The sequence below is a fragment of the Pseudomonas sp. SJZ074 genome (assembly GCF_007828215.1).
In the GTDB taxonomy this organism is placed as follows: Bacteria; Pseudomonadota; Gammaproteobacteria; order Pseudomonadales; family Pseudomonadaceae; genus Aquipseudomonas.
Genome location: NZ_VIUE01000018.1, coordinates 1 through 25,608, shown reverse-complemented (window position 1 = coordinate 25,608; position 25,608 = coordinate 1). Strand labels below are relative to the sequence as shown.

General features: G+C 57.5%; 30 protein-coding genes and 2 pseudogenes. 14 read left to right on the top strand and 18 right to left on the bottom strand.

Features of this window, described 5'->3' with window-relative positions:
* Window positions 1-25: 25 nt before the first annotated feature.
* The 4 genes from FBX99_RS18240 (at window position 26) to FBX99_RS18225 (ending at window position 3,722) form a co-directional block, all read left to right on the top strand.
* Entirely contained in the window at window positions 26-715 is a 690-nt protein-coding gene (locus FBX99_RS18240; RefSeq protein ID WP_145132415.1) for an N-acetyltransferase, read from the top strand.
* Window positions 716-720: 5 nt separating this feature from the next.
* Complete coding sequence (locus FBX99_RS18235; RefSeq protein WP_145132413.1) at window positions 721-1,893, top strand: GNAT family N-acetyltransferase; 1,173 nt, start codon at window positions 721-723, stop codon at window positions 1,891-1,893.
* A complete protein-coding gene (locus FBX99_RS18230) occupies window positions 1,871-2,662 on the top strand; it encodes a ChbG/HpnK family deacetylase (protein WP_144930122.1) in 792 nt (263 codons plus the stop codon). The genes FBX99_RS18235 and FBX99_RS18230 overlap by 23 nt, the downstream gene beginning before the upstream one ends.
* A 118-nt stretch (window positions 2,663-2,780) precedes the next feature.
* Window positions 2,781-3,722 carry an alpha/beta hydrolase gene (locus FBX99_RS18225; RefSeq protein WP_145132411.1) on the top strand — a complete coding sequence of 314 codons (942 nt, stop codon included), beginning with the start codon at window positions 2,781-2,783 and terminating at the stop codon, window positions 3,720-3,722.
* A 189-nt stretch (window positions 3,723-3,911) separates the two neighbouring features.
* On the opposite strand, the gene FBX99_RS18220 is transcribed toward FBX99_RS18225, so the two are convergent.
* The 6 genes from FBX99_RS18220 to FBX99_RS18195 all read right to left on the bottom strand — a co-directional run bounded on the left by FBX99_RS18220 (window position 3,912) and on the right by FBX99_RS18195 (window position 9,878).
* Window positions 3,912-5,654: an ABC transporter substrate-binding protein gene (locus tag FBX99_RS18220; RefSeq protein WP_041023707.1), complete on the bottom strand. Its 1,743-nt coding sequence runs from the start codon at window positions 5,652-5,654 to the stop codon at window positions 3,912-3,914.
* A 63-nt stretch (window positions 5,655-5,717) separates the two neighbouring features.
* A complete protein-coding gene (locus tag FBX99_RS18215) occupies window positions 5,718-5,990 on the bottom strand; it encodes a DUF2160 domain-containing protein (protein ID WP_047700613.1) in 273 nt (90 codons plus the stop codon).
* A gap of 10 nt (window positions 5,991-6,000) precedes the next feature.
* Complete coding sequence (locus tag FBX99_RS18210) at window positions 6,001-6,801, bottom strand: carbohydrate ABC transporter permease (RefSeq protein WP_047700612.1); 801 nt, start codon at window positions 6,799-6,801, stop codon at window positions 6,001-6,003.
* Window positions 6,802-6,811: 10 nt separating this feature from the next.
* Entirely contained in the window at window positions 6,812-7,678 is an 867-nt protein-coding gene (locus FBX99_RS18205; RefSeq protein WP_041023710.1) for a carbohydrate ABC transporter permease, read from the bottom strand.
* Complete coding sequence (locus FBX99_RS18200) at window positions 7,675-8,784, bottom strand: ABC transporter ATP-binding protein (protein WP_144930124.1); 1,110 nt, start codon at window positions 8,782-8,784, stop codon at window positions 7,675-7,677. The genes FBX99_RS18205 and FBX99_RS18200 overlap by 4 nt, the downstream gene beginning before the upstream one ends.
* Window positions 8,784-9,878 (bottom strand): ABC transporter ATP-binding protein, encoded by a 1,095-nt coding sequence (locus tag FBX99_RS18195; RefSeq protein ID WP_041023712.1) that lies wholly within the window; start codon window positions 9,876-9,878, stop codon window positions 8,784-8,786. Before FBX99_RS18195 ends, FBX99_RS18200 begins: the two co-directional genes overlap by 1 nt.
* A 420-nt stretch (window positions 9,879-10,298) precedes the next feature.
* On the opposite strand from FBX99_RS18195, the gene FBX99_RS18185 reads away from it, so the two are divergent.
* Complete coding sequence (locus FBX99_RS18185; protein WP_144930126.1) at window positions 10,299-12,149, top strand: sigma-54-dependent Fis family transcriptional regulator; 1,851 nt, start codon at window positions 10,299-10,301, stop codon at window positions 12,147-12,149.
* Between the two features lie 48 nt (window positions 12,150-12,197).
* Here the strand turns inward: FBX99_RS18185 and FBX99_RS18180 are convergent, their stop codons facing one another.
* Window positions 12,198-12,698, bottom strand: a complete 501-nt coding sequence (locus FBX99_RS18180; RefSeq protein ID WP_144930127.1) for an anti-virulence regulator CigR family protein — start codon at window positions 12,696-12,698, stop codon at window positions 12,198-12,200.
* Between the two features lie 393 nt (window positions 12,699-13,091).
* Here FBX99_RS18180 and FBX99_RS18175 point away from each other — a divergent pair, with 393 nt between their 5' ends.
* Together FBX99_RS18175 and FBX99_RS18170 are read left to right on the top strand one after the other, a co-directional pair.
* Window positions 13,092-13,298 (top strand): hypothetical protein, encoded by a 207-nt coding sequence (locus FBX99_RS18175; RefSeq protein WP_144930128.1) that lies wholly within the window; start codon window positions 13,092-13,094, stop codon window positions 13,296-13,298.
* Between the two features lie 132 nt (window positions 13,299-13,430).
* Window positions 13,431-14,801 (top strand): hypothetical protein, encoded by a 1,371-nt coding sequence (locus FBX99_RS18170; protein ID WP_145132409.1) that lies wholly within the window; start codon window positions 13,431-13,433, stop codon window positions 14,799-14,801.
* 32 nt (window positions 14,802-14,833) lie between these two features.
* Here the strand turns inward: FBX99_RS18170 and FBX99_RS18165 are convergent, their stop codons facing one another.
* The 5 genes and pseudogenes from FBX99_RS18165 to FBX99_RS18145 all read right to left on the bottom strand — a co-directional run bounded on the left by FBX99_RS18165 (window position 14,834) and on the right by FBX99_RS18145 (window position 17,708).
* Window positions 14,834-15,142, bottom strand: coding sequence for an AzlD family protein (locus FBX99_RS18165; protein WP_144930130.1), 309 nt, complete (start codon window positions 15,140-15,142; stop codon window positions 14,834-14,836).
* Window positions 15,139-15,849: an AzlC family ABC transporter permease gene (locus FBX99_RS18160; RefSeq protein WP_144930131.1), complete on the bottom strand. Its 711-nt coding sequence runs from the start codon at window positions 15,847-15,849 to the stop codon at window positions 15,139-15,141. Before FBX99_RS18160 ends, FBX99_RS18165 begins: the two co-directional genes overlap by 4 nt.
* Window positions 15,850-16,103: 254 nt before the next feature.
* Window positions 16,104-16,637: a hypothetical protein gene (locus FBX99_RS18155; protein ID WP_145132407.1), complete on the bottom strand. Its 534-nt coding sequence runs from the start codon at window positions 16,635-16,637 to the stop codon at window positions 16,104-16,106.
* Window positions 16,638-16,852: 215 nt separating this feature from the next.
* The gene (locus FBX99_RS18150) at window positions 16,853-17,143 is read right to left on the bottom strand and encodes a hypothetical protein (protein WP_256664093.1); all 291 of its coding nucleotides are present in this window, start codon (window positions 17,141-17,143) and stop codon (window positions 16,853-16,855) included.
* Between the two features lie 114 nt (window positions 17,144-17,257).
* Window positions 17,258-17,708 (bottom strand): annotated as a pseudogene (locus FBX99_RS18145) (PACE efflux transporter).
* A gap of 106 nt (window positions 17,709-17,814) precedes the next feature.
* Here FBX99_RS18145 and FBX99_RS18140 point away from each other — a divergent pair.
* The 4 genes from FBX99_RS18140 to FBX99_RS29620 all read left to right on the top strand — a co-directional run bounded on the left by FBX99_RS18140 (window position 17,815) and on the right by FBX99_RS29620 (window position 19,728).
* Window positions 17,815-18,699 (top strand): LysR substrate-binding domain-containing protein, encoded by an 885-nt coding sequence (locus FBX99_RS18140; protein ID WP_145132405.1) that lies wholly within the window; start codon window positions 17,815-17,817, stop codon window positions 18,697-18,699.
* Window positions 18,700-18,814: 115 nt separating this feature from the next.
* Window positions 18,815-18,997, top strand: a complete 183-nt coding sequence (locus tag FBX99_RS18135) for a type II toxin-antitoxin system HicA family toxin (RefSeq protein WP_082460520.1) — start codon at window positions 18,815-18,817, stop codon at window positions 18,995-18,997.
* Between the two features lie 36 nt (window positions 18,998-19,033).
* The gene (locus FBX99_RS18130) at window positions 19,034-19,435 is read left to right on the top strand and encodes a type II toxin-antitoxin system HicB family antitoxin (RefSeq protein WP_144931684.1); all 402 of its coding nucleotides are present in this window, start codon (window positions 19,034-19,036) and stop codon (window positions 19,433-19,435) included.
* Window positions 19,436-19,566: 131 nt separating this feature from the next.
* Entirely contained in the window at window positions 19,567-19,728 is a 162-nt protein-coding gene (locus FBX99_RS29620) for a DUF6434 domain-containing protein (protein ID WP_371927022.1), read from the top strand.
* 176 nt (window positions 19,729-19,904) lie between these two features.
* On the opposite strand, the gene FBX99_RS18125 is transcribed toward FBX99_RS29620, so the two are convergent.
* From FBX99_RS18125 to FBX99_RS18110, 4 genes and pseudogenes are all read right to left on the bottom strand, one after another.
* Window positions 19,905-20,105, bottom strand: a complete 201-nt coding sequence (locus FBX99_RS18125; protein WP_144931686.1) for a hypothetical protein — start codon at window positions 20,103-20,105, stop codon at window positions 19,905-19,907.
* A gap of 346 nt (window positions 20,106-20,451) precedes the next feature.
* Window positions 20,452-21,048, bottom strand: coding sequence for a DUF6338 family protein (locus tag FBX99_RS18120; RefSeq protein WP_144931688.1), 597 nt, complete (start codon window positions 21,046-21,048; stop codon window positions 20,452-20,454).
* Between the two features lie 227 nt (window positions 21,049-21,275).
* Window positions 21,276-21,820: pseudogene (locus tag FBX99_RS18115) on the bottom strand (hypothetical protein).
* Between the two features lie 161 nt (window positions 21,821-21,981).
* Window positions 21,982-22,209, bottom strand: coding sequence for a hypothetical protein (locus FBX99_RS18110; RefSeq protein ID WP_144931689.1), 228 nt, complete (start codon window positions 22,207-22,209; stop codon window positions 21,982-21,984).
* 239 nt (window positions 22,210-22,448) lie between these two features.
* On the opposite strand from FBX99_RS18110, the gene FBX99_RS28915 reads away from it, so the two are divergent.
* Window positions 22,449-22,613 carry a hypothetical protein gene (locus tag FBX99_RS28915; protein WP_178112000.1) on the top strand — a complete coding sequence of 55 codons (165 nt, stop codon included), beginning with the start codon at window positions 22,449-22,451 and terminating at the stop codon, window positions 22,611-22,613.
* 480 nt (window positions 22,614-23,093) lie between these two features.
* Here FBX99_RS28915 and FBX99_RS18095 read toward each other — a convergent pair whose 3' ends face one another.
* Window positions 23,094-23,654: a TetR/AcrR family transcriptional regulator gene (locus FBX99_RS18095; RefSeq protein WP_144931691.1), complete on the bottom strand. Its 561-nt coding sequence runs from the start codon at window positions 23,652-23,654 to the stop codon at window positions 23,094-23,096.
* Between the two features lie 96 nt (window positions 23,655-23,750).
* Between FBX99_RS18095 and FBX99_RS18090 the strand changes: the two genes are divergently transcribed.
* Both FBX99_RS18090 and FBX99_RS18085 read left to right on the top strand, forming a co-directional pair.
* Window positions 23,751-24,371 (top strand): DJ-1/PfpI family protein, encoded by a 621-nt coding sequence (locus tag FBX99_RS18090; protein ID WP_145132403.1) that lies wholly within the window; start codon window positions 23,751-23,753, stop codon window positions 24,369-24,371.
* A gap of 30 nt (window positions 24,372-24,401) precedes the next feature.
* Window positions 24,402-24,929 (top strand): DUF2867 domain-containing protein, encoded by a 528-nt coding sequence (locus FBX99_RS18085; RefSeq protein WP_145132401.1) that lies wholly within the window; start codon window positions 24,402-24,404, stop codon window positions 24,927-24,929.
* A 99-nt stretch (window positions 24,930-25,028) separates the two neighbouring features.
* Here FBX99_RS18085 and FBX99_RS18080 read toward each other — a convergent pair whose 3' ends face one another.
* Window positions 25,029-25,301 carry a hypothetical protein gene (locus tag FBX99_RS18080; RefSeq protein ID WP_055129732.1) on the bottom strand — a complete coding sequence of 91 codons (273 nt, stop codon included), beginning with the start codon at window positions 25,299-25,301 and terminating at the stop codon, window positions 25,029-25,031.
* Window positions 25,302-25,608: the final 307 nt, after the last annotated feature.

Sequence of the window (25,608 nt, the reverse complement as noted above, 5' to 3'; positions counted from 1 at the left end):
AATCCGCCCCCCGCCAGGAGGCACCATGAACGTTCTGCAAAAATTGCGTGATCAAATTCGGAAAAAAGGTCTGCGCGCCGTTCTGAATCAGCTGTGCAGACACTACCTGTATTTCCACGAACAGCTGGTGTGGATGGAACGCGATCTGGTCAGCCCGATACGGCCCAACAACCTCAGGCCCTATACGCCGTTGCGCCGGGAAATTATTACCACCCGAAATGCCGATGCCTTCGCCACGTACTTTGGCGACCGCGTCGAGACCATGCGCGAACTGGCTGCCGAAGGCCACACCGGGCTCATGTACCTGGACGACAAGGGCGACACCGTCGCTTTCATCTGGGGCAGTACACGGGACTATTTCGACCGCCATTTCTTTCGCTGCTGGTTCCCGGTCAAACCGGGTGAGTTCTTCGAATTCGGTGGTGAGCTGTACCGCGCTTACTGGGGGACCCAGCTGTCGGTGGATTTCCAGCTGGATCTGTGGAAAGCCATGGCCGAGAAGGGTTGCAACAAAGTGGTCGACGTCTTCGAGCTGAGCAACATTCCAGCCGTCAAGCTGCACCTACGCATGGACTATCAGGAGCGCGGCCAGATCACCCATATGTATTGTCTGTTCGGCCGTTGGCGGTTCTTCCGTGACACGTTTTACACCGGCTCGATCCTGGACTCCTTTCGTAAACCGGCCAAGCCGGTTCCATCCACTGCGGCGGCCTGACGTCCATGACCATTCGGTTCCAGTGGTGTCGCTCCCTGAGCGCGGCGGACTTTCCTGTATCAGCTTATGAACAGCTGCGAACCCAGGTGGCCGACGCAACACCGTTCAACACCCTGGCCTGGCTGCAGGCGGCAGAGTTCGCCCTGTTGCCTGATCAGCAATTGCATGTGTTACTGGGCTGGCAAGACCAGGACTTGTCTCTGTGCCTGCCCCTGGTTTCCGAACGCGAGCGTATCGGCGGATTGCGGTTCCGGGTGTTGCATCACTTGGGTTACCCCTTGGCCGACCGCATCGCCCTGCTGGCGCGCCTGGACGCCGATGGCATGGGCCAGGCGCTGATGCAGATCCGTCAGCAAGTGCCCCATGCGATGTTGCAACTCAATGAAGTGGTTGAGCCGGTCGGCGAGCAAAGCGCCCTTAGCGCCTGGATGGCACTGAGCTCCACCGGGGAGCGGCGGCTCAGTTGCCGGGTTCCGGTGCACTTGATCAGCGACAGCGATCATCAGGAAGTCTCTGGCGACCCACGCTACAAGCTGCGCCGGGCGCGCAAGCGGATCGCCGCGTGCGGTGCCGAAATCCGCCGGGTGACGCCGGACGCCATCAGCATGGGGCAACTGTTGCGGGCGCTTGCCGATGTCGAGGCCGCCAGTTGGAAAGGCGAGGAAGGTGTCGGCATCTTCTCCGACCCCAGGCGTCGGCAATGGATGAACCACGCCTTCACCGCCCTCGCCGCCCAGGGCCTGGTGCGGGTGGTGCTGCTGGAACTGAATGGCGAATGCATCAGCTATCGCCTCGGCCTGCTGGACCAAGGCCGCTTGTACGATTACAACCTGGCGTTCCTGCCGCAGCACGCCGACCTGGGCAGTGGCCGGGTATTGCTCGAAGAGTGGATTCGCTGGGGGCTGGACGAAAACTGGCGATGGATCGATGCGTCACGGGTCAGCCTCAATAATTCCAGCCATCAATTGCACGAACGCATGACCGGACAACTGGAGCACTGGCGTTGGAGTTTTTATTCCTGGCAACCCGATGGCCTGATCCTCGGGTTCGCCTTACGACTCTGGAAAAGTCTTAAACCCTGGCTTCCCAAACCCTCGTCCAAAAAAACCACCGCGACAGAGCCCCCCTCTATCCCCAAGGAACAGGAGGTCGCACATGCCCCGCCACGTGATCATTAACGCTGACGACTTCGGGTTGTGCCTCAGCGAAAACGCGACAATCGTTCGAGCCTTCGAAGCAGGGCTGATCAGTTCTGCCACCATCATGGCCAATATGCCGGGTTTCAAACAGGCGTGTGTAATGGCCCGGCAGCCCCGCCTCGAAGGGCGCATCGGCCTGCATTTCAATCTCAGCCATGGTCAGCCGTTGAGCCAGGCCATAAAGTCGCGCCCCGCGTTATGCGATGAGAATGGCCGGTTCAACTTCAGCCTGTCACGCTATTGCCTGCATCTGGGCGCAAAGGACCGCGCCGCAATACAGGACGAACTACAGGCCCAATGGCAATGCTGCCTGGATCACGGATTGCGCCCAAGCCACCTCGACTCCCATCAGCACGTACATAACATCTGGCCCATCGGAGAGTTGGTGGCGCGCTTCGCTGCGCAGCAACAGGTGCCCATTCGCTTGGCGCGCAACCTCGGAGCAAACCTGAATGTACCCAAGCGCATCTTCAAGACCCTGCTCAACCGCCGTCTGCGTCGTTTATGCGGCGCGACGGCCGACTACGTCTGCGTGCCAGCCGACTTGCTGCATGCCGCAGCACCGGACGATGGTTTGCTGGAAGTGATTGTTCACCCAATGCAACTGAACGGTGACTTCGGCGACGCCTACCTGCCCCCTGGCTGCTCGTTGACCCAGGTGCTGGGTCAGTGCCTGGCGGGGGTGCCGAAGGTGGGGTATGGCAAGACTGAGCGGACGCTTGAGCTGTTGCAGGTCGAGGATGCGTAGTGCGCCCTGTGCCATAGAGGCTTGATCGTTCGTATGCCAGGACAGCGGTCCGAAAAACCCTCCGTTGCTCCAGCGAATCTGTTAAAAGGCAGTTTTGTCTTGCGCGGTGAATAACTCGATGCCTTCCTCTTTACTTCCACGCCGTCGGCGGCGCTGGCTCGCCTATCTGTGCATGGCTGCGATGCTGGTCGGCTTGCCGGTGGGCTGTGCGGTGTTACAGCACAAGGAGCGGGAGCTGGTCTTTCGCATCGAGCCGGGGACGGCGAGCTGGTTCAGCGGCCTTCCGAGCAGCGTGCAGGAGTTCGACCTCAAGCCCAAAAGCTTCAAGGCCGGGGAAAATATCCACGGCTGGTGGTGGCCGGCCGAACGCAAGAACGCGCCGGCGATCCTGTATTTGCATGGGGTGCGCTGGAACCTGACTGGCCAGTTGTTTCGCATCCAGCAGTTGCACGCCCTGGGCTTTTCGGTGCTGGCGATCGATTACCGTGGCTTCGGCAAGAGCCATGGCGACCTGCCGTCCGAGGCCAGCGTCTACGAGGATGCGCGGATCGCCTGGGAGCGGTTTGAAGTGCTGCAACCGGACCCGGCTCTGCGGCTGATCTACGGTCACTCCCTGGGCGGCGCCGTCGCGGTGGACCTCGCCGCCGAACTGGGCCAGAAGGCCGAGAAAGAGGGTAGCGTCGTGCCGGCCCGAGGCCTGGTCATCGAATCCACGTTCACCTCACTGGGCGATGTGGCGACCGCCATGGCGGATACCTCCCTGCCCGTGCGCTGGTTGCTGTCGCAGAAGTTCGACTCCATCGACAAGATTCCCGAAATCAACATGCCGCTGCTGGTGGTGCATGGCGCGGCGGACAACTACGTTGCGCCGCGTTTCAGCGAGCAACTGTTCAAGGCGGCCCATGAGCCGAAGCACCTGCTGCTGGTGCCTGGGGGAACCCACAACAACAGCATGAGCCTGGCCGGCAAGAGCTATCGGCAGGCGCTGGATACCCTGATGAAAGCCCGGCCAACCCCCATGGCCGGAGGCCCCCAGGCAAGCAAGGTCAAGGCAGGCTGATGACATTGCTGTAACCCTGGCTGTGGAGTTAGCCTGCTGGTTCGATGTTGGATGGGCTGACGTCATCGCGAGCAGGCTCGCTCCCACAGGGTCCGGCGTGTGCCTGGAGGTTTGTGGTCGCTTCAGTGCTTTCCATGGCGCACAAAAAAAAACGGCACCTTTCGGTGCCGTTCATTTACTGCTGAGCGCTTACTTGCGGGCTGCCTCCCACGATTTCAGCAGTTCGGCGTAGCTCACGGTTTCGCCTTTAGGCTTCTCGTTCGCCAGTTTCGGCTTTGGTGCGCCCGGTTGGTCGAACCAGTACTGCGCGTCGCGTTCCGGGTTCATTTTCGGCGCGCACGTGGCCTGGGCCTTGGAGCGTTCCAGACGGGTCATGATCGCGTCCTGATCCTTGGCCAGGCCGTCGAGTGCCTGTTGCGGAGTCTTCTCGCCGCTGGCCGCCTCGGCGATGTGGCTCCACCACAGCTGCGCCAGACGCGGATAGTCTGGCACGTTGGTCCCGGTCGGGGTCCATTGCACGCGGGCCGGGCTGCGGTAGAACTCCACCAGGCCACCGAGCTTCGGCGCCAGGTCGGTCATCGCCTGGGAGTTGATGTCCGATTCGCGAATCGGCGTCAGGCCAACGATGGTTTTCTTCAGCGACACGGTTTTCGACGTCACGAACTGTGCATAAAGCCAAGCCGCAAGTTTCTGCTTCTCAGGCGTGGACTTCATGAAGGTCCAGGAACCCACGTCCTGATACCCCAGCTTCATGCCCTCTTCCCAGTACGGGCCGCGCGGCGACGGTGCCATGCGCCATTTCGGTGTGCCATCGGCGTTGACCACCGGCAGGCCCGGCTTGGTCATGTCCGCGGTGAACGCTGTGTACCAGAAAATCTGCTGGGCGATGTTGCCCTGGGACGGTACCGGACCAGACTCGGAGAAAGTCATGCCCGCCGCTTCCGGTGGCGCGTACTTTTTCAGCCAATCCACGTATTTGGTGGTGGCGAACACGGCCGCAGGGCCGTTGGTATCGCCGCCACGGGTCACGCTGGAACCGACCGGATGGCAGTCCTCGACACGGATGCCCCACTCGTCCACCGGCAAGCCGTTGGGCAGGCCTTTGTCGCCGCCACCGGCCATGGAGAACCAGGCATCGGTGAAGCGCCAGCCCAGGGACGGGTCTTTCTTGCCGTAGTCCATGTGGCCGTAGACGCGCTTGCCGTCGATCTCCTTGACGTCTTCGGAGAAGAACTTGGCGATGTCTTCATAGGCCGACCAGTTCACCGGTACACCCAGCTCGTAGCCGTACTTCTCTTTGAACTTAGCCTTCAGGTCCGGACGTTCGAACCAGTCGGCGCGGAACCAGTAGAGGTTGGCGAATTGCTGGTCGGGCAGTTGATAGAGCTTGCCATCCGGCGCGGTGGTGAACGACGTACCGATGAAGTCCTTGATGTCCAGGGTCGGCGAAGTGAAGTTCTTGCCTTCATTGGCCATCAGGTCAGTGATCGATTCGGTCTTGCCGTAGCGAAAGTGCGTACCGATGAGGTCCGAGTCGTTGACCCAGCCATCATAGATATTCTTGTCCGACTGCATCACCGTCTGCATCTTTTCCACCACGTCGCCTTCTTGCAGCAGGTCGTGGGTCAACTGGATCCCGGTGATTTCGGTGAAGGCCTTGGCCAGTACCTTGGACTCGTATTCGTGGGTGGTGAGGGTTTCCGACACCACGTTGATCTTCATGCCACGAAACGGCTCGGCGGCCTTGATGAACCACTTGAGTTCTTCAAGCTGCTGCTCGGCTGTCAGGGTTGACGGCTTGAATTCACTGCCGATCCATTTTTTAGCGGCGTCCTCATAGGCGTCAGCCCAGGCCACAGCGCTCAACCCGCTGAGTGCCAGTGCGGCTGCCAATGAAACGCTATGTCGCAGCTTATTGTTTTTATTGAACATAGAGACCTCCTGTTTGGGTTTAAGAGCTTGATCGTCGAACCTTCGACGTGGCCTGTACGGCCACTAGCCCCACCGCATCACTGCCAACAGCCACACCAAAGACAACGCGAACGCTATCCAGATGCTCCAGTCGGTGGCGCCGATTACCAGCAGATGCAGGTAGGCGCTACCGAGAAGACCGATAAACAACCGATCGCCACGGGTCGTGGCAATCGGCAGGAAACCACGCCGAGGAATGCTCGGCGAACGCAACTCCCAAGTGGTCATGCCTACCAGGAACAAGGCGATAACCCCAAAAAATACCGCTGTGGGGACGGTCCAGTTCATCCATTCCATCATCGACTCCTCAGACTCGACCCAGGGCAAAGCCCTTGGCCACGTGGTTACGAACGAACCAGATCACCAGCATGCCCGGCAGGATGGTCAACACCCCCGCCGCCGCCAGCACGCCCCAGTCGATACCCGAGGCCGAGACGGTGCGGGTCATGACCGCAGCGATCGGCTTGGCATTCACCGAGGTGAGCGTGCGGGCCAGCAACAGTTCGACCCAGGAAAACATGAAGCAGAAGAACGCCGTCACGCCGATGCCGGAGCCGATCAACGGGATGAAGATCTTGGCGAAGAACTTGGGGAAACTGTAGCCGTCAATGTAGGCGGTCTCGTCAATTTCTTTCGGCACCCCGGACATGAAGCCTTCGAGGATCCACACCGCCAACGGCACGTTGAACAGGCAGTGGGCCAGGGCCACGGCGATATGGGTGTCGAACAGCCCGATGGACGAATACAGCTGGAAGAACGGCAACAGGAACACCGCCGGTGGCGCCATGCGGTTGGTCAGCAGCCAGAAGAACAGGTGCTTGTCCCCCAGGAACCGGTAGCGCGAGAAGGCATAAGCCGCCGGCAGCGCCACGCACAGGGAAATCACCGTGTTCAGGCTCACGTAGTAGAGCGAGTTCAGGTAACCGGTGTACCAGCTCGGGTCGGTGAAGATCACCTTGTAGTTGTGGAAAGTGAAATCCTGCGGCCACAGGGTCAGGCTGCCGAGGATTTCAGTGTTGCTCTTGAACGACATGTTCAGCAGCCAGTAGATGGGCACCAGCAGGAACAGGATGTAGAGCAGCAACGGAATCAGCTTTTTATTGCTCATCGTGCGGGCCTCAACGGTTGGCGTCGGAGTGAGTCATGGCGGTGTAGAACAGCCACGACACCAACAGAATGATCAGGAAGTACACCAGGGAAAACGCTGCCGCCGGGCCCAGGTCGAATTGACCGATGGCCATCTGCGTCAGGGTCTGGCTCAGGAACGTGGTGGCGTTACCCGGGCCGCCGCCGGTAAGCACGAACGGTTCGGTGTAGATCATGAAGCTGTCCATGAAACGCAGCATCACCGCGATCAGCAACACACTCTTCATCTTCGGCAACTGGATGTGCCGGAACACCGCCCAGTTGGACGCCCGATCGATCCGCGCCGCCTGGTAATACACATCCGGGATCGCCCGCAGCCCGGAGTAGCACAGCAGCGCCACCAGCGAAGTCCAGTGCCAGACGTCCATCACCAGCACCGTCACCCAGGCGTCCATGGTGTTGGCCGCATAGTTGTAGTTGATGCCCAGGGCGTTGAGGGTCGAACCGAGCAGGCCGATATCGGCGCGGCCGAAAATCTGCCAGATGGTGCCGACCACGTTCCATGGAATCAGCAGCGGGATCGCCAGGATGATCAACACCAGGGACGACCATTTGCCCTTGGTCGGCATGGTCAGGGCGATGGCAATGCCCAGGGGGATTTCGATCAGCAGCACGCACGCCGAATAGATGAACTGGCGCAGCAGCGAGTCGTGCAGCCGTGGGTCCATCAGCACCTGCTTGTACCAGTCGGCACCGACGAAGTAGCGGCTGGACTGGTCGAAGATGTCCTGCACCGAATAGTTGACCACGGTCATCATCGGGATCACGGCACTGAAAGCCACCAGCAGGAACACCGGCAACACCAGCCACCAGGCCTTGTTGTTCTGCACCTTGTTCATGGCTGCACCTCACTCGACGAATCCAACAAATATTCATCGGCGTACACCATCAGCCATTGGGCCGGGAAGCTGATATACGCCGTGCCTTCCGGCACCGGTTTGTCCTCGGCCAGACGCACCTTCAGCGACGCGCCATCGAGGTTGAGGGTCAGGATCTTGTAGGTGCCCAGGTCTTCGACATGCGTCACTTCTGCGCGCATCGCGTCGTCGTAGGGGCCTTCCCAGACGTGAACGAACTCAGGGCGGATACCGACTTTCAAGGTTTTGCCTTCAGCTTCCGCCACCCGCTTTTGCAGGGTTTCGGACAATGGCAGATGGGTCGAGCCGAAACCGACGCCGCCCGGTTGCGCGGTGACCTCGATCAGGTTCATCCCGGGGCTGCCGATGAAGTAGCCGACAAAGGTGTGGCTCGGGCGCTCGAACAAGTCCCGGGGCGTGCCGAACTGCACGATCTGGCCGCCGTACATCACCGCGATCTTGTCGGCGAAGGTGGAGGCTTCCAACTGGTCGTGGGTGACGTAGACCATGGTGATGTTGAACTGCTCGTGGATCTGCTTGAGCTTGCGCCGCAGCTTCCATTTCAGGTGCGGGTCGATCACCGTCAGCGGTTCGTCGAACAGGATCGCCGACACGTCGTCGCGCACCAGCCCGCGGCCCATGGAGACTTTCTGCTTTTCATCGGCGGTGAGATTGCGGGCCTTCTTGTCCAGCAGGTTCTGCAGGTCGAGGACTTCGGCGATTTCCTGCACCTTGGTGTGGATTCGCGCTTCGGCCATGCCTTGGTTGCGCAGCGGGAACGCCAGGTTATCGAACACCGTCATGGTGTCGTAGACCACCGGGAACTGGAACACCTGGGCGATGTTACGCCGCTCCGGACTCAGGTCGTTGACGACTTTGTCGTCGAACTTCACTTGGCCTTCGGAGGGGCTGAGCAGACCGGAAATGATGTTGAGCAAGGTGGACTTACCGCACCCCGAAGGCCCGAGCAACGCATAGGCGCCGCCCTGCTCCCAGACATGGTTCATCTCGCGGATCGCATAATCCTCGGGTCCCGCCGGAGTGCTGGTGTAGCTGTGGGCGAGGTTCTGCAAATGAATTTCGGCCATCAGGCAACCCTCGCAATACGCTGGCCCGGGGCCTGAACCAACTTGCCCTGAGCATCGAAGACAAACAGTTTGTGGGTGGGGATGTAGATGCGGATCGGCGCATCGACGTCGTACTCATGCACGCCAGGCAAGTGCAGCACCAACAGAAAGTGCTCGTTGCGCACGTGCAGGAAGGTCTCCGAGCCACTGATCTCGGCCACCTCGACGGTCACCGCCAGTTCCAGGTCGTCGTCGTTGCTCGGCACCAGCGAGATGTGGCTGGGGCGCACACCGAAACGGAATTCGCCCTCGCCCACCGGGCGCAGGTCGACGTTCAGCGGGAAGTGCACGAAATTGGCGAAGCTCACTTCATTACCGGCAATACGTCCCGGCATGAGGTTGATGGGTGGCTCGGAGAACAGCTCGGCGGCCAGCACAGTTTGCGGCTGGTGATAGACCGAGGCCGCCTTGCCGCTCTGGATCACCCGGCCTTCATGCAGAATCGTGGTGGTGCCGCCCAGGGCCAACGCTTCGTTGGGCTCGGTGGTGGCATAGACGGCGATGGTGTGGCGAGCCTGGAACAGTTCGCGCATTTCCTGGCGAAGCTCTTCACGCAGCTTGTAGTCCAGGTTCACCAGCGGCTCGTCGAACAGGATCAGCTCGGCATCCTTGACCAGCGCGCGGGCCATGGCAGTACGCTGCTGCTGGCCGCCGGACAGCTCCAGTGGATGGCGCTTCAGGAATTTTTCGATCCGCAGCATCTTCGCGGTTTCCAGCACCTTGCTCTGGATCACCTCGTTGGACACACCGGCCTGGCGCAAGGGCGAGGCGATGTTTTCGAAAACGGTCATGGTCGGGTAATTGATGAACTGCTGATAGACCATCGACACGTTGCGCAACCGCACCGGACGATTGGTCACATCAACGCCATTCATCAGGATGCGACCACTGTCGGGCTTGTCCAGGCCGGCCATCAGGCGCATGAGGCTGGTCTTGCCGGACAATGTGCGGCCCAACAGAACGTTGAAGGATCCGGGTTCGAAATTCAGGTTGGCATCGTCGATCCAGGTCTGGCCCTCGACGGTGCGACAAATGTGCTCAAGCGTTAATGACATGGCTCGGCCTTTTTATTTTTTGGAGTCAAGCGACCGAAGATTAAAAGCGAAAGGCGTGCCAGAAATCTCAACCAGCTGAATTCATTGGATTTTGGCGATCTCCGTAGGAAAAACACGTTCACGGATGAACACAAGTGAACAAACATGACTGAACAACTGAACAATTCGCCGGTTGACAATGAACAATTATGAACAACAATGAATGAACGCTATAGCCGGGCCGGACGCAATCCCTGTGGGAGCGGGCTTGCTCGCGAAAGCGGTGTATCAGTCGACATTTATGTATCTGACCCACCGCTTTCGCGAGCAAGCCCGCTCCCACAGGGGGACGTGACTAAGTCACACCTAGACCTGCCCCAGCACAAGGAGTCTGTGCGAAACTCACCACAACAATAAGAACAGCTTCTGCGAGAGTGCCCAATGGCCGCACCAGCTCCTGCCTTGTCCCACGATGCCATCATCCAGGCCTCCTGGTCCCGCTGCCGTGCCTTTGGCCTGAATCACCAGAGCGCGCCGACCTTCGACCCGTTACCCGCCGAGAGCATTGCCCAGTTGCTCGAAAGCCAGCACTCCCTGGTGCAGACCACCCACCAGGAAGTCCTGCCTTACTATGAGAACATCCTCAGCAATTCCAATTGCCTGATCATGCTGGCCGACAACCAGGGACAAGTGCTGACCTCCTGGGGCACCCAGCGCTTCATCGAGCCAAAACTGGCCCACGGCTTCAGCGCAGGGGCAAACTGGATGGAGCGTTGCACCGGCACCAACGCCATCGGCACCGCACTGGCCTGCGAGCAGGCGGTGCACATTGAACACGATGAACACTTCCTCAAGGCCAACCGCTTCATGACCGGCTCCGCCGCGCCGATCTTCGATGCCGAGCGCAAGGTGATCGCCGTGCTGGACGTGTCCAGCGACAGCTACTTGCCACCCTCCCACACCCTGGGCATGGTCAAGATGATGAGCCAGACCGTGGAGAACCGGCTGATCCTCAACCTGTTCCGGGGTGAACACTTCCAACTGATCTTCAACACCGGTTTGAACAACCTCGACAGCCAATGGGCCGGCCTGCTGATTTTCGACGAGAGCGGCCAGGTACTCTCCGCCAACCGCCGGGCCGACAACCTGCTGGGTCTGAGCCTGACGCGGGTCAGTATCGAAAGCCTGTTCAAGGTCTCGCTGCTGGAGCTGCTGAACCAGCCCGACGGCCTGCCGTTTTCCCTGCAAGCAGCCGGTCGCAATCGTTTCCAGTGCATGCTCAAGCGCCCCAACCAGATGTCGATCAAGCCACGCCTTTTCACCGAACCGGCGCCCTCGCCCGCCCCTGCTCCCGCCGCCCACGTCATCAGCCTCAATACCCTGCATTTTGGTGACAGCCGCGTGGAAAAAGCCGTGCGCCAGGCCGAACGCTTGCTGGAAAAAGACATTCCGCTGTTGATCCACGGCGAGACCGGCGTCGGCAAGGAAGTGTTCGTCAAGGCCTTGCACCAAGCCAGCTCCCGTTGCAAGCAGCCGTTCATTGCGGTCAACTGCGCGGCCATCCCGGCCGAGCTGGTAGAGTCGGAATTGTTCGGTTATGAAAAAGGCGCCTTCACCGGCGCCAACCAGAAAGGCAGCATCGGCCTGATCCGCAAGGCCGACCGCGGCACATTGTTCCTCGACGAGATCGGCGACATGCCCCTGCCGACCCAGGCCCGTTTGCTGCGGGTGTTGCAGGAGCGTTGCGTGCAACCGGTGGGCAGCGCCGAGCTGTTCCCGGTGGACATCCGCATCATCTCCGCCACCAACCGCTCGCTGCGCGAACAAGTGCAACTGGGCCGTTTCCGCGAAGACCTGTACTACCGCATTGGTGGCCTGACCCTGGAACTGCCGCCGCTGCGCGAACGCAGCGACAAACAGGCATTGTTCAAACGCCTGTGGGAACATCATCGCGAGCCGACCCAATGGGCCGGCCTGAGCCGCGAGGTGCAGGAGCTGTTCGAGCGTCATCCGTGGCCGGGCAACCTGCGACAAGTCAGCAGCGTGCTGCAAGTGGCTTTGGCGATGGCCGAGGAACAGCCGATCCGCCCGGAACACCTGCCGGACGATTTCTTCGTGGACCTGGAGATGGACCCGGTGGACGCACCGGAGCCGCTGTCAGTGGACTTGAACGATGCCGAAGACCTGAACCGCCAATTGCAGGCGGTCGGCGGCAACATCTCGCACCTGGCCCGTCGGCTCGGAGTCAGCCGCAATACCTTGTACAAACGTCTGCGGCAGCTTGAAAACTAAGGGCGTAGCAGCCTGCCAACAGGCTGCTACGCCGGGTTCAACCGAGTCTCAATCGAACGCACCGTTCAATACTTCGTAGATGATGCCAGTGGCTATCGCTACCAGGATCAGGTCCGTGCCCACCTGCCGCCACTCGTAGCCATCGTAGTGCGGCAAGCGTCCCAACAGGCGCCCGTCCAGCTTCTTGGCAATGCCCGGCGGCATCGGTTTGCCCCGTGCGAGGTTTTTCTGAATGCCCGGCGGCAGCGCCGGGCCGGGGCTCCAATAATCGCGATAACCGCCGATCACACCGAGGATACCGCCCCGGTCGATGCTCGGACCGTTGTGCCAGTCGCCGCCACCGCCGTGAGTGTTGCCCTTGCCACCCTGGCTACCGTAGTTGCCTTGACCACCCTTGTTGCCTTGCCCTCCTTTGCCCTGCCCGTGACCCGGACCCTGGTCGAACTGAGCGTTTCCCTTGCCGTTGCCCGGATCCGCGACGACAATTTCAGGCCCCGCCACCAAGGCGAAGCATGTAACCACTGCAATCAACGAGCGAGATTTGAGCATGATGGTTCTCACTAAAAAAGGGAATGTCCCTGCACATGTGGACGCATAAGATGATATTAGTTCCACATCACGTGCCCCGCCGCTGAGGCAACGCACGTTATTAAGGAGCTCCATGCGCAAGGATTACCTGGCCTGCTTTTCATCTCATTGTTCCTCTCCTGATTGGCCGACCTCGCGTTATCGGCCCACCGCGCAGCACGCCAACTGACTTATTGTTGAGACATGGCTGAAGCATCATGGGTGTGCGAATCCATTCGTCGCCTGCCAGATCTGGCCGACCTTGCTCGGCCACGTCTGGCTCAGGGTTTGCAGCAATCGCCGTAGTAGCCAGGACGACGACATTCTGGCACTGCGGCAACTCAATCACGCTTGGTCAGCTATCGGAGATGTACCGTGTCAACTCTCAATGAAATCGCAGCGAACCACGCGAGAATGGCAAAGGCAAAGGAAGAGGAATCGATACGGCTGAGTGAGTTTCATGCGCAGGTGCTGGGTGGTTTTGAACTGCCGTCTGTTGATGTGACGCAGGAGTCGTCCTTGTTCTTCATGCCTCCTGCTCTGGAGCACACGTTCGTGGAGGGCACTGGCTGCACGATCTGATTCTTCACGCCAACGTTGAAGGGGACCGGAGAAGCACATTCTGGAAACGTGTCGAGGATTTATGCACAGCATAAATCCGTTCATTTCCACTCATCCGATCGACTGCGCGACCTGTCAGCTCTGACAGTAGCCATGAATCAGATCGAGGAATCAAATGGCGCCAGTACCCCCTATGGAGATACAGGCGTGGATACCGACAACAGTCAAACAAAAAACGTAGCCTCCCCCCGAGCGGGTGAGCTTGATCCTGAGTTCAATAACGGTGAGATTTATATTCTTTCCGGAACAGACGCCACCGATGTCGCGATCGGTCCAGGGAACAAGCTGTATATCGTCGGAGGCACCGCCCTCAACGACAGTAGTCAATACATGATTACTGCACTCAATCCTGACGGGACTCTTGATGAGTCCTTCAATAACGGCAGCCCTGTCATAAACTCATTCATACCGGGTTTAACAAGCCTGGCAGAACAGGTTCACGTCTTACCGGATGGAAAAATCCTTGTACTTGGAAAAGTAATAGTACCGCCTAACTATGTTATTAGCCGTTTCGCACTCGCCCGTTACTTGCCAAACGGCACGCTGGATCTTTCATTCGGCGTCAACGGTCACTCGGTTCCGTTTCATGAGGACTTCGACGAAATAAGCCTGAACAGCTACGACTCTGCAGCCGACTCCCCTGAGCCAAAGTATCTTAGGCCTGGGCAAACTTCGTTAGTTGTGCATGGCGGGCGCACCTATATTTCGGGATTTGCTACAAGAGAGGGCAAAGGCTTGACGTTGCTCATGTGTCTGGATGATTCCGGCAATCTCGTACAGGACTTCGGCAACAAGGGAGGGAGCATCATTGAGCATCCCGAGCAGCCTCCCAATCTCCACCATGTGAATGCACGAAACATGCTGGTCACTGATCGCCATATCTATCTGGGAGGTTATATACAGCTCACCCAAAGGAATTATATGGCGTGGGTCAGAGTGCACTTGAACGGACAGCTCGATTTGAGCTTTGGCGCAGGTGGCTTTGTCTTTGACCTCGGCGCAAATGGCAGTGGAGCTTTCCACTCCATCGCATCAAGAAACAACTTCACACTTGTCGGCGTCGGTATCGGCAGGAACGCCGCCACTCGGTATACAACTCATGGAATGCTGGCAAGTATCGACAAGGAAGGCAAGGCAGATCCGACCTTCAATTATGGTGAGCCCATCTTGAGCGTCATGAACCTTAGCTCTCGATGGCAGGACTGTGCGGTTCAATCAAACGGGCGCATCGTCACCTGTGGCAGTTCCGGGAAAAATACCGAACTCCTGATCGTTGGACGTTATCAACCCGATGGGACGTTCGATACCAGCTTCGGCAAAAACCAGGGCTGGACCGAGTTTCCCATGAAGGACGAACTGTTGCTGTCAGCACTGACTGTACAGCACGACCATGCCATCGTCGTAGTCGGTCGGTTTATTGAGAACCGCCGCATAATTCCTTTCGTGTTGCGATTGAAGGGATAACAGGGAGAAGAAAGTAGCGACTCCATAAGGAATCATAGGTGCCTCACCACTGCAGCTGCCAGTATGCCCGCCGCAATTGCCGGCAACGGTTTTTTCAGAACCAGCATGACAACTGCCGTGGTGAGCAACGCCAGGCGTGCGCCGTCATCACCCTTGACCGCCATCGGTGCCAGGACCGCCACCAATACCGAACCCGACATGGCGGTGATGAACTGCTGCACCCGATAGTTGATCGGTACGAACGACATCACGAAAACCCCGCCCCAGCGAGTCGCCAATGTCACGATTGCCATGATCAGGATGATGACCAGCGTGCCATACCCCGCCGTTGCGATATTCATTGTTTTTCCTCCATCCACAACGCGCCCAACAGCCCTCCCGCCAAAGCCCCCACGACGACATGACTGTTAGCCGGTAAGTACCAGTAAGCCATCAGCGAAGAGCAGGCCGCGATGGTCCAGATGATGAACATGCGCAGGTTTTTCTTGCCGCCGACCACCATCGCCAACAGGAAACACCCCATCACCATGTCGAGTCCGAAACTGACGGGATTCTGGATGGCGCTGCCAAAATGCAAGCCCAGCCAACTGCCCAGGATCCAGGCGGCCCACAGCGCAATACCGCCCCCGAACAGCAACCCGAACCCCGGTTTGCCAGCGTTGAACGCTTGCATCGCCATCGCCCAGTTGGCGTCCGAGACCACCAGCATCACACCGTAGCGCTTGGCCACCGGCAGCTCCCGCAGCCATGGGTAGAGCGTCGCGCCCATCAACAGATGGCGGGCGTTGATGGCGAACACGGTGATGATCAGTGGCACCACTGGCACCTGTTCGCCCCACAGATCCAGCGCGGCAAATTGTGAAGCGCCGGCAAAAACCAGTGTGCTCATGAGTACGGCCGACGTATCACCCAAGCCCGTTTGCGCTGCAGCCAAACCGAAAGCGACCCCAAATACGATGACGAACAGAGAGATCGGCATCAACTGCCTGAAGCCGTCGTAGATGTATTCGCGCTTCAACTCATGCAGAGGGGGTTCAACGTTTGACACGACAGCGCCTCGTTCAGAATCGGCTTGAAAGAAACAAGTATGCGAGCCGAGGACAACTTCCGAAAAGCACATAATTCGAAGATGCCCTATTCGATAACCTCATGCCTCAGCGAAGGCTGAACAGTATCGGAAGGCCGCTGAGTACCTCAGGGCATTGACCGGAGATGCGAAGTAGCGAGGAACAAATGAAACGCGGCTCTGGACGAGAAAGGCCCGGCTTGTGCGCCAGGGCCTTCTGCCTGTATAGGGCTACATCACGCCTGCGTGAAGGTACCGACGCCACTACCGGAGAACTCTCCGTCAATAACAGGTGGGGACTGCTGAGGATGGACCAGCACTGCCTGCAAACGGGTCCCTTCGGAGATGTACACCTTGATTGAGCCAGCGCTTATCGATAGCTGCAGTGTCAATTGGACCCCGATGAGGTTCTCGGCATCAGGCACCGTACCCAGCAGGTACAGATTGGAGATATTCAGATGGGTACCCGTGCCAGTCGCATGGCCTGCGAATCGGACCCGGATGCCTTGCTGGGGAGCATCTGGGCCAATCATGGCAGACGAAGCCGAGATCTGAATCACTTCGGTGTGGGACCCATTACTGCTGTCGCCACTCTGAAAGTTGAAGTAGCCACAAATGCCTTGCCGGGATCCAAGCCCAGCCAGGGTCTGAGGATGAGCGTTCTGATGAAGCGCTTGCAGCTTTTCGACTTCCACGTCATAAGCTGCTTGGGACTGTTTTTTTAGGGCGTCGGCTTGCTCAGGGGTGATGTCTTGCAGAGACAGATTCATAGCTAAAATCCCTTTTGAGATACCTGGAGACAATCCGCCTCTCTCGGGTCGGCGCCTTCCAGGCGCAATTTCTATGGTGCTACAGAACACTCGACTTGCAGCCGCTCCTTTAAATCATAAACAGGAACCGTACACAACTTTTAGACCCCTCCCCCAGCGCGAGCTGGAACGTAGCGGAGGAGGCCCTGAGCGTCTGACCGTGTTAAATCGCCTGACTACAACGGACAAGTACCAATAACGGCATAATCCGGGCTGGAAGAATTGATTTCCACGGCCCAGCCTTGGGTAAAGACCAGTTCATTCTCCTCGACGAGGGCGAGAATCTGCGGGCAGAGTTTGCTGGCGTCTTCCGAAGTCCCGTCGATGACAATATTGACCGTATGATTCTCGGCCGAGAACTCAGAAGCCTGGGTCAACGCATCCATGCCATCCAGCATCTTGCAGAGCAATGATGCATTCTCTTCGGACTCGTCCACCCCACTGCTGTAGGCAGATTGAACAGTCATGGCCATCAACAGAAAAAACGCACCCGCTATAAGTCTGTTTTTCACGGCCATGCTTCCTGAATTTTGGGGAAGGAATACTAATGCACGAGCAAGGCATTGATAAATTGCAATGGATCAAAGCACCGGACTTTCGGCATCCTGATCGGGCTGCGCCGAAAGCGGTACATCGAACACTCGATCAAACACCCATTGAAAAACCAGCGAATAGAAAAAGAAAAACACAAACAACCCCCAGGTTGGTGATCAATGCCAGCCAAAGGCTGATGCTCAGCCACGCCCCGATTACCGGAGTCAGAATCAGCGTCAATCCGCCTTCGAATCCCAAGGAATGCAACAAGCGCCGTCGCCAACTGCGATGGCGATGGTACTGGCGGCGCTCCCACCGTTCGAACAGGCCGTTGAACAATATGTTCCAGGCCAGCGCCACGGCAGAAATCACCAGTGACAGCTGGGTCGAATAGACCAGACCTTGATCGTAGGTCAGCGCCAGGGCCGGCGCCACGAACAGGACGCCGCCAGCCTCATAGAGGATCGCCTGGAGAATTTTGCGGGGGGTGCTTTGCATCGTTGCTCTCTTGGATTGGATGAGGAGACCACAGCCTGGCGAGTTGAGCGCCCACGCACAATTGAGCTAAATTGAGCCACGCTCAACCTGAGTAACCCACCCTCCCATGTTCGCCAAACTGCCCCTCACCGCCCTGCGCGGCTTCGAGTCCGCCGCAAGGCTAGGCAGCTTCAAGGCAGCGGCCCAGGAACTGAACATCAGCCCGGCGGCGATCTCCCACCAGGTCAAAAGCCTCGAGGCTTTTCTTGGGGTGCAACTGTTCGAACGCTCCAGCCAGAACGTGCGCCTGAGCGCCGACGGCGAACGCCTTCAACCACACATCCACCGGGCCCTGCTCGATATCCAACACGGCCTGCAGATGCTGTCGCCACCGTGTGCTGCGCAGTCCCTGGTGGTGAGTACCACGCCGGCATTCGCCAGCCTGTGGCTGATACCCCGACTTGGGGATTTCCATCGGTTGTACCCGGATATCGACGTCAGCCTGCACAGCAGCAACGAGGTAGTGGACCTCCAGCGTGACGCAAGCATCGACCTGGCGATCCGCGCCTTGTTCAGCCCTGACCCACAGCTGATCGAACAGCCTTTATTGGATGAGCACTTCGGCGTCTATTGCCGCCCCGACTGGCAACCGCCCGCAGAGAATGCCCCTATCGAGCTCATCGACGTGCCGTGGTTGAGCCACTCAAGCGTCGCGGTCGACTGGCCAGCCTGGTGTACCGCGGCAGGTACCCTGAGCTGGCTGGATAACGCGCGCTTGCGCCGTTATGACGAGGAACAACATGCGCTGCAGGCAGCCATCGCCGGGCATGGGTTGGTGCTGGCCAGTAACGTGTTGGTTGCTGACGCGGTTGCGCGAGGGCAATTGGTTGGCTATCGCCCTGAGGTGCGTCTGCAGGGGGCACGGTATAGCGTGGTGTGCGTGCCGGGGCGGGAGCGGCAGGCGGCGGTGCGGGTTTTTAGGGGGTGGCTGCTGAAACAGACTATGGGCTGAGCATCAGGGACTCTTCATGGTTCGTCTTGAAGAGCATTTCCCGGGCACATAAAAAATTTGCAAAAAGATGCGCCTGGAGTCATGATTCCTCCATCTATCAACCAAGGAGATGGAGGTGCAGAGCAGGCAATTGATAAAGGAGCTTGAAGCCGCTGGGTGGGTTTTGGATCGAGTAACCGGGAGCCATCACATGTTCAAGCATCCAAACAGATCCCAGACAGTTCCAGTGCCACATCCAAAAAAAGACCTACCAATCGGAACTGTAAGAGCGATCAAGAAACTGGCTGGGTTGATGTAGCCGGCTTGACCCTCTGCACCTCCTGAGGAGATACCTATGCAATATCCAATCTGCATCGAGTGGGGCGACGAGAAAACCGCCATCGGCATTCAGATTCCAGACATTCCTGGCGCGATCACCGCTGGCGACACATTCGAGGAGGCTTACAGTGCCGCCGTCGAGATCGCCAATATTATGCTCGAGGAGATTGCGTCAAGCGGCAAAGCGATCCCAATGCCGTCTACAACAGCTCATCACCGGAGCAATCCAGAGTTTGCTGATATGGGCTGGGGCATGCTGGAAGTGGACATCACGCCTTATCTGGGCAAAACCGAGAAGGTCAACGTGACCCTGCCAGGCTTTGTTGTACAACAGATCGACCGCTTCGTCCGGGATCACAACATCAAGAGTCGCTCATCCTTCCTGGCTGATGCAGCCATGGAAAAACTTGGTCGTTAAACCACGGCTTAAAAATTTGCGACAGACCACGATTCTAATTCACTTTATTCAGCCCCTCTCATAATCGTGGTCTGTTCCCGTCTCCCATTCTATTTTCAATGCAGCGCCGGTGACCGGCATCAATCAAAGGAATGATCATGGCTTTCGATTGGCACTCGGGACCTATCACTCGATCCACACTTATCGACAAGAACTACCGAAACACGCAGAAGGTACGATGTGTCGGACCAATGGCTAGACACACGCCGCTGAGCCCCCCATCTGACCGGTCCACTCAAAGTGCTCCAGCCTAATACCAGTCAGTTAAGGATCAAACGGCACAAAACCTGTGGGAGCAAAGCTTTCTCGCGATTGCGCTAAGTCAGTCAGCAGCAATGTTGACGGGTCTGTCGTTATCGCGAGCAAGCTTTGCTCCCACAGGTTTGTGGCTTAACTGACTGGCATTAAGCGTTTCGGCCTGCTCTTCTCGTCAATGAAGCACCCTGCGGCTTTCACCAATCCTGATCCGGTCGAGGGCTCTATTTAACGCATCCAAGGCATCGATCAGCGCTTTCGCCTCAGCTTCCCGACCATCGCCCCAGAGGCGTTCAGCCATTTTGTTCAGTGCCTGGATAGAGCGTTCGATGTCAGCAGCAGTCACTGCTTTGCTTTCCTGCTGTTTCTTAGGCATTGATCAACCCTTCCTCAGGGCGTGCTTCGTCAGTTGCAGTGCGGCGACTCCCCATCTGCACACATGACCCAGAGTAAAGCATGCCGTCTAAGGACCTCAGCAGAACTGATTTCCTTCCAGGAAAGGGCAATTTATGTTGGAAACGAAAGCTTGCGGACGCTACACGCCTAAGCAAGCCAGGGGTAAGATCTTCGTCATCGCCCACAATCACTTATTCTTGGGCGGAGGCGGTGCTGAGGGAGCCTTGGGCCTAACGTTCTGCGGCGTTGATTTGCACTTTTCGTCTTGAGTAGACACCCATTTTCCGCCGCCGGGCATCGGCTGTGGAGCTTTGCTCGTCATGTAATTACTCCGAAACGTCCTTGGTGAACTCGACCCATTGTACCTTCGATGAATCTACAACCACAAAATCCGCCCCGAAAGGCCGCTCGCCCTCATCTTCGAGCCAGCTTGGCCCCTCGATCACAAACTGCCCGCTCGATGGATCCGACGGCCATTCGGAAGGCCAACCATAAAGACGTCGCTCATCGTTCAGATGCAAAACCACAAATCTTTCATGCCTTGCGAATGTGCTGTACCACTCACTTGGATAGGAGGTTTGCTTCGTAATATTTTTATTCCGCAACCAGGCATGAAGCTTATCGTTTGTAGTGCAATAGCAGGACAGCAAGCCGAGCTGGACTGAAACCACGAAGGACCAGAAAGCCTCGGCTTTTATATCCCATAGTCCAACCGTATACCCCTTGGAGCCTATCCACAGCAGTCCAGCTTTGATTACTAAAACAGCGCCATGAATCACGAAGGTGAAAATCAGCGCCTGGACAATCTGACCGAAAGTGTCGGGCCGTTTGAATGCTGTCAGCGAGTAGAAAATCCATGCAGTCAAAAAACCTGGAATCAAATACTGCAGCAGCGGGATCACTTCTTTTACTAATTCGTCCAAATTGCAATTTCTTCCATCCAGTTGGCAAGTCCGAGTCACCATCGGGCGACGGAGGGAATTAAACTAAACACCGCGATAAGTGCCAGCACGGCATAGATCCGTGCTTTGCTCCAGAATCCTTGTGTTCGCCATTGCGTCATCCGTATTCACTCCATGGCTCTTGATCTTTGGTTACACGTAAGATCATGGCACCACGGAGTCCACCCAATCGCAGCCTGTCCTCGTATTCACTTGGCTTTCGCGCTCTTGATGTCACTGATGATTTGCTGAGAAATAGCCTGAACCTGTTCTTGGGTCATGGCCGACATGACACCTTCCCAAGCAGATGACGACGTATCATAGGTCCGGGTGCCAATCAGACGGCCTGATTTCAGGTCCGAGTAATCTGCGAGAGAGTTGACCCACGCATTGCCTACCATGACACCGGCTCCGTAACGGGCGCTTGGGGTCAGGTAACGGAAATTGGTTACGTTGATCTTGATGCCGACACGTCTTTGCCGTCGAGGCTTGTCGGCTGGGCTTCGGCAAGGTGGTAGCCCGCGCGAGTCGCTTCCACTTGCAGGGCATCACTCCATTCTTGCTTCAGGCGAGACCAGTCCTCGTTCTGTTCAACCTTGCTGTTTCCCTGGAAGTTGACGACCAGGTTCTGCTTGGCCGATTCCTGGATGACCAGCGTCTCAGTCCCGCCACTTTTCACAGAGGCAGCGCACCCACTCAACATCAAGACGGCAACAGCGCAGGACAGCGCAATCGAGAGCTTGGTTTTGTTCATTGACGTCCATATCCACAGAATGGTCGAGAGAGGTCAGGTACTCCCGCGGGGCCAGATGAGCGCACACGTTGAATGCGCAGAACTTAGCATCATTACTTTGCCAGCACGAGCCGAGGCATTATGAAACAGGGACAACACCACAAAACTCATTTCTCCCCGCTCTAATCCGTTGACGAAGTTGCCGGCGGAACCCAATAAGCCTCTCTCACCTCGTCCAACGCCTGCCAGGGTTGGCTGGCAAATCTTGCATTCAGACAGGTCGGCTCATGAATGAACGCCAGCGCCTTATCGTTCTCGGACTGCTCGGCACCACAGCTCTTGCATTTCACGATCTGATTGCGCAGCGCCCAACTTTCATGCCATGAAATCAGCTTTTCGAGGGGGGTCACTTTTCCTACATCCCATTACAAAAACCTGTACAAAAATATAAATCATGTACAGATTATTGACTAGCCAGTCGGGTCGACACGACTGAACCATCGGGCGCCTTATGGATTTGCCAACAGACGCCAGAAGAAATTGGGCATGGTCAGTCTTGACCTGATAGCGTTGCGGGTAAGGGTCATGGATGGGTGCGGCGAGTGGGCAAACCAGGGGTTCCAATGTCAGGGCGGAATAAGGAACGTTAATGCCGTACAACTACACGAACGGCCGCTACCTGGTCTTCAAAGGCAATGGCAGCGATGGTGCACCCTTGGGCCGGATTCACCAGGACGGAAAAGTTCGAAACCACTTGGGTGAGCCGCTCTACTACATCGACATAGAAGAACATGCGTTCTTTTCAGTCGATTAATCAAGCGGTGCCCTGCCCCCAGCTGTCTGGTTTCCGCCGATTGAGGTGGGTCGTATAGCATCACTTGCAGCAACGCCTCGCCGTAGCTCGCATTGGGAAAGAACCCCGTCTATCTACACGCCCAGTTTCTGCCCGCACACTTATCGGCCGCCTTCACGGACGAGAAAATAGACGGTGGTCAGCCATGTTGCAGATTGATCGGTACTTTATGAAAAAGCTGGTTTTGGCACTCTCTCTGCTCACATTGGCCGCCTGCACTCCTTACAGATCCCTGGCCTCGACAGATCCAAATTGGATGCGTCTTGGTGGGGATGAGCCTGAAGGCTACCCAAGGACATTTGTTGAGAACCTGAGCGGGCATTGCTCTCTGGTGACCGAGTCATGGTCCGAAGGAAAGATCAATGGTCGTATCCTATGGACCAAGCACCAGTCTCGGCAGTCTATGGCCTGCCCATAGCGTCTATGCCGGGAGGTATCAGGTCACAACTTAGCCCGCCACGGTGCAAGAGCCCCTTCGAAAAGTGAAAGGGCGCGATGCATGAAACCATTGAAGCGAGCGGCATCACGCCGCAGCCCTGCCTGTTGGCCGCCAATCAGGCACAAATGGGCCATCTGCCCCATCACTTCTGCTTCGCCAGGCCTATTGAGCAAGCGGCGGCAGGTCCGTATTGCGAAGTCCAGCCGTCTTGTGTCGACACGCTGCTGAAACTCGTTTACCAACGGATCGTGCAACGACCAGGCTCGAATGGAGACTTCCCGCCCTGGTTGTTTCTCAGCGGCAATACTCAAATAGCGTTTCAAGGTCTCGCCCGCACTCCGCCCCTGCGCCGCATAAGCGAGCATGCGCTCCGTGTAATCTTCTTCCCAAGCAGCCAGCAAAGTGCGGACAAAGTCTTCGCGATTACGGAAATGGTGATAGAACGATCCACGGGTCACATTCAATCGACGCGATAGACTCTCGGCCGAAACGCCCATGTGTCCTATTTGGTCGAGGGCCTCAAAACCAGCCGCGATCCAATGGTGACGCGTTAGTTTTTCCACCCGTTATTTCGCTCCCTGTTTAGCACCATACAGACTGTGTAGGGTGCGCAACCGATTGATACGTTACGAGCACCAGCACTTGTCATGGAGCTCGCATTGAAGAAGATCGTTCTGGTCGCTTTCGACCAATTCACTGATATCGACCTGTTCCTGATGTGGGACATCTTAGGCCGCAACACCGAGGATTGGCACGTCCGAATAGTGGGTTCCGGCCCTGTTGTGCGATCGGCGCACGGCCTGCCTGTTTCGGTGCACGGTCCGCTGTCCGAGGCCAACAGTGCCGACGCGGTATTGTTCGTCAGCGGCAAGGAAGGTATCCCCGCCGCACTTGCCGCCCCGGATTTCCTGCCGTCGTTTGAACTTGACGCCAGACGCCAGCGAATCGGCTCCATATGCGCCGGCGCTTTCATTCTCGAACGACTTGGGTTGCTTAACGGCCAAGCGACTACACACCCGGATGCGCGATCGAGCTTGCAAGCCCTGGGACTTGAGTCCATGGATCAACCTCTTGTATGCCAGGGAAACGTTGCCACCGCTGGCGGATGCCTGTCTGCACTTTATCTGGTGGGATGGCTGGTGGAATCCTGGTTTGGTGTCGACAAGCGCCGGGCGACGTTGCGCCCAGTTCTGCCCACTGGGCAGCAAGCACTCTATGATGCCTTGATTGGACTCAGTATTCGCCAGGGGCAAGTGGGCGCTTCAACCACATCCAATTAACTCGTGTCAGAACTCAGGAAGGATCCCCCGATGCGCCGAGAATTTGAGCTCATTACATCCGTACCAGTCCCCGCCAGTTCCGGCATCACCCATCTTTACAAGTCGATGAACCTGGCGGACGCCTTTGCGATTCGGCTCCCGGCGGGCGCCTCTGGCAATCCGGATTTACTGGCTCGTTTCATCCTTTCCCACCAGCCCTCCTGGATCGGCTGGCTCATGAAAATCCGGGACACCCTCGTTGCCTGTTTTGGCCTCAAGACAGCCAAACACCTGGCAACCCTTGCTGATCGGGTTGGAATCTTCAAGGTCTACAGCACGAACCAGACTGAAATCGTGCTGGGAGAGGACGACAAACACCTCGACTTCCGGATATCGATCCTATGTTGCGAAGAGACAGAGCCGGAAGGCAGTCGGCAATTGGTCTTTTCAACCGTGGTGCAGTGTCACAATCGTCTGGGCCGGGCCTACATCTTGGTGATTGCCCCGTTTCATCGGTTGGTTGTTAAGGCCAGTCTTCTTCGGGCGGCGCGGGTCGGTTGGCCGTTGGCTGGCTGCTAAAAAGCTCTACCGTAAAGACAGGTGGGCTACTACAGGTAGGACCGTTATTCAACCGACCCAAGCCTCATGAAATGGGCGACTCACAAGTCGCCCATTCTTCTAACCAGCCGCCTGCGCCCGCAACCGCCTACCAATCACATCCATCACGTCACACCCATCGCGTAGCGACGTCGTGAGGAGTTTGCAAAAGTCGGCGAGCACTACGGTGTCCGAACTGATATCCGAGCGAAACGCAATATTTTCCAGAACCTGGGTAACGGTGCGAATGCGGTAATCGGCTGTTTCGAAGAGGACGTCGAGGGGCGCTTCGGTGTCGATGAGCAGCGTTGCAGGGATAAGGTCGATGCCGGTGATGGGCATGTATCGATTCATGGGTAGCACCTCAATTCAATGGAAAAGGTTTACTTCATTCCATCGAGTCGCCAAACCCGAATCGCCACTGGGCAACGGAAGGACTATAGGATTCGTTCTGCTGGCGCGGCAAGGTGATGGTTTCCGAGGTTTGTGTAGGATTTTGCGGCAGGGATCTACGCTTCCAGTGCGCTTACCGACTAGAGGCTGGGAATTACGATCCAGCGCACTTGCTGTCGGCGCTGATTGAAAACTGACCCACCGGGGATGCGGCGGAAATCTTGGACTACCTGGAGGTAGTTCATGTATTCATACGAAGACCGTATCC